The following is a 2,731-nucleotide window of genomic DNA, read 5'->3' on the forward strand; positions in this document are numbered from 1 at the left end:
AATCTGCTGCCGACCGGTTTCCGGCGTGCGGGCGCGCTCGCGCCGGCCGGGGGAGCCGGCCGCAGCCGGGCAGAACGGCGCAAGCTCCAGCGCAAGGTCAAGCGGCGGCGCAGGCGTGGTGCGGTCCGGGAGATACCACTCCTGGTGGGTGTCGCGGTCCTCATAGCCCTTGTCCTGAAGACCTTCCTCGTCCAGGCGTTCGTGATCCCGTCGGGCTCCATGGAGCAGACGATCCGCATCGGGGACCGTGTCCTGGTCGACAAGTTCACCCCGTGGTTCGGCTCCGAGCCCAAGCGGGGCGATGTCGTCGTCTTCCACGACCCGGGCGGCTGGCTCGCGGACGAGCAGACCACCAAGAAGAACGACCCCGTCGTGGTCAAGCAGGTCAAGGAAGGCCTCCAGTTCATCGGCCTGCTGCCGTCCGACAACGAGAAGGACCTCATCAAGCGGGTCGTCGGCATCGGTGGTGACCACGTCAAGTGCTGTGACTCGGAAGGGCGGGTGACCGTCAACGGGGTGCCCCTGACCGAGGGCGACTACCTGTATCCCGGGAACGCACCCTCCGAGACACCGTTCGACATCACCGTCCCCAAGGGCCGGCTGTGGGTGATGGGCGACCACCGCGGCAACTCGGCCGACTCCCGGGCGCACCAGAACACCAGTTACGGCGGCACGGTCGCGCTCACTTCGGTGGTGGGGCGGGCCAAGGTGATCGCCTGGCCGATGGGCCACTGGACCAGCCTGAACGAACCTAAAACCTTCGCATCGGTTTCCAACTCCGTGTCGGGGACGACCGCCGGTCCCGAACTGTCGCATAGGGTTGCCCCGGTCGATCCGAACGGATCGGTCCAACTCCCGAGCCCTGCGGAACTCCCGCTCGTTATGGGAGTGGTGGGCCTGCGCCGAGGATGGGGCAGGCGGTGGCACAGAGTGAGGAGTTGGCGTGGGGGATGTGGCGGTTGGCGCACGGTCCGGACACGACGGCGAGGAGCACCAGGGACATCCCGTGGAAGCACCCGTCCCGGCCGCGGACAGCGCCGTGACCTCCGGGAGTGACGCCGGAGCGGACGAGGACGGTACGCCGCCGGGCGACGCGACCCGGACCGAGGCATTGGGGTCGGGCGACTCGCCCCCCCAGGCGAAGAAGCCGCGCTCCTTCTGGAAGGAGCTGCCGATCCTGATCGTCATCGCGCTCGTCCTCGCGCTGCTGATCAAGACATTCCTGGTGCAGGCGTTCTCGATCCCCTCCGACTCGATGCAGAACACCCTCCAGCAGGGTGACCGCGTCCTGGTCGACAAGCTCACCCCGTGGTTCGGTTCCAAGCCCGAGCGCGGTGAGGTCGTCGTCTTCCACGACCCCGGCCACTGGCTGGACGGCGAGCCCACGGCCGACCCCAACGCCCTGCAGACGGTGCTCAGTTGGATCGGTCTGATGCCGTCCGCCCAGGAGAAGGACCTGATCAAGCGGGTCATCGGCGTCGGCGGCGACACGGTCTCCTGCAGCGGCACCGGCCCGCTGACGGTCAACGGCAAGGCGCTGAACGAGCCGTATGTCTACCCGGGCAACACCCCGTGCACCAACGACGACCAGGGCGGCCAGTTCACCGTCAAGGTCCCCAAGGGCTACATCTGGGTGATGGGCGACCACCGGCAGAACTCGCGGGACTCGCGCTACAACCAGTCCGACAAGTACCACGGCATGGTCCCGGTGAAGGAGGTCGTCGGCCGCGCGATCGTCAAGGCCTGGCCCATCAACCGCTGGGGCACGCTGCCGATCCCGGACACCTTCGACCAGACCGGCATCAACACGCGGGCCTCGGCCTCCCGCCTCCTGACGGCCGCACCGGAGGGCCTCGCCCTCGTCGGCGTGCTGCCGCTGGCCCTGTGGCGCCGCAGGCGGTCCCGGTCCGCCAAGGCCTGGTAAAGGCCTTGTAGAGCTTGTGACCTTGGTCCCGGAGGAAGGGCTGACCACCCTCGGTACCGCCGGGTAGGGTGCGGACCCATGGGTGGCGAGAGCGCAACACGTACGGCCCCGCGTACCAGCGGTGGCACTGGCAAGGGCCCGGTGGGCAGCCGGACCGGACAGCGGTTGTCCGGGCTGGCCGTCGCACTGGGCCTTGTGCTGTTCCTCGGCGGCTTCGGCTGGGGAGCGGTGGTCTACCGGCCGTACACGGTGCCCACCAGCTCCATGACGCCGACCATCGACATGGGCGACCGGGTGCTGGCGCAGCGCATCGACGGCAGCGAGGTGCGCCGGGGCGACGTCGTCGTCTTCACCGACAAGACCTGGGTGACGAACGCGCCCGTGGTCAAGCGGGTGGTCGCCGTCGGCGGGGACACCGTCTCCTGCTGCACCAACGGCAAGCTGGTCGTCAACGGCAAGCAGATCGACGAGGGCTACCTCAAGGGCGGCGCGGTCGAGGACAAGACGATCCCGACGGTGAAGGTCCCCAAGGGCCGCCTGTTCCTGCTCGGCGACGAGCGCCAGGGCTCCCTGGACTCCAGCGCCCACCTCACGGACGTCGCCAGCGGCACCGTCGCGAACAGCGCCGTCAACGCCCGCGTGGACGCCGTCGTATGGCCCATGAAGGGCATGCTGGAGCGCCCCACCGGCTTCGAGGAACTCGGCGGCCTCTCCCAGCCCGGCCCGCTGCGCACGGTCGTCGCCCTCATCGTCACGGGCGCGGTGCTCGTCCTCGGCGGCGGCGCCTACGGCCCCGTCGCCAAGCTG

At 69.3% G+C, this 2,731-nt stretch carries 3 protein-coding genes; all 3 read left to right on the top strand.

The annotated features are described in order from the left end of the window. On the top strand, nt 1–1,056 hold a 1,056-nt coding region (lepB, locus tag R6V09_RS50325), incomplete at its 5' end, for a signal peptidase I (protein ID WP_317888121.1). Further along, complete coding sequence (gene lepB, locus R6V09_RS50330) at nt 944–1,924, top strand: signal peptidase I (RefSeq protein WP_317888122.1); 981 nt, start codon at nt 944–946, stop codon at nt 1,922–1,924. The genes lepB (R6V09_RS50325) and lepB (R6V09_RS50330), both read left to right, overlap by 113 nt. A 78-nt stretch (nt 1,925–2,002) precedes the next feature. Beyond that, on the top strand, nt 2,003–2,731 hold a 729-nt coding region (gene lepB / locus R6V09_RS50335), incomplete at its 3' end, for a signal peptidase I (RefSeq protein ID WP_317888123.1).

It is taken from the genome of Streptomyces sp. W16 (assembly GCF_033194735.1).
In the GTDB taxonomy this organism is placed as follows: Bacteria; Actinomycetota; Actinomycetes; order Streptomycetales; family Streptomycetaceae; genus Streptomyces.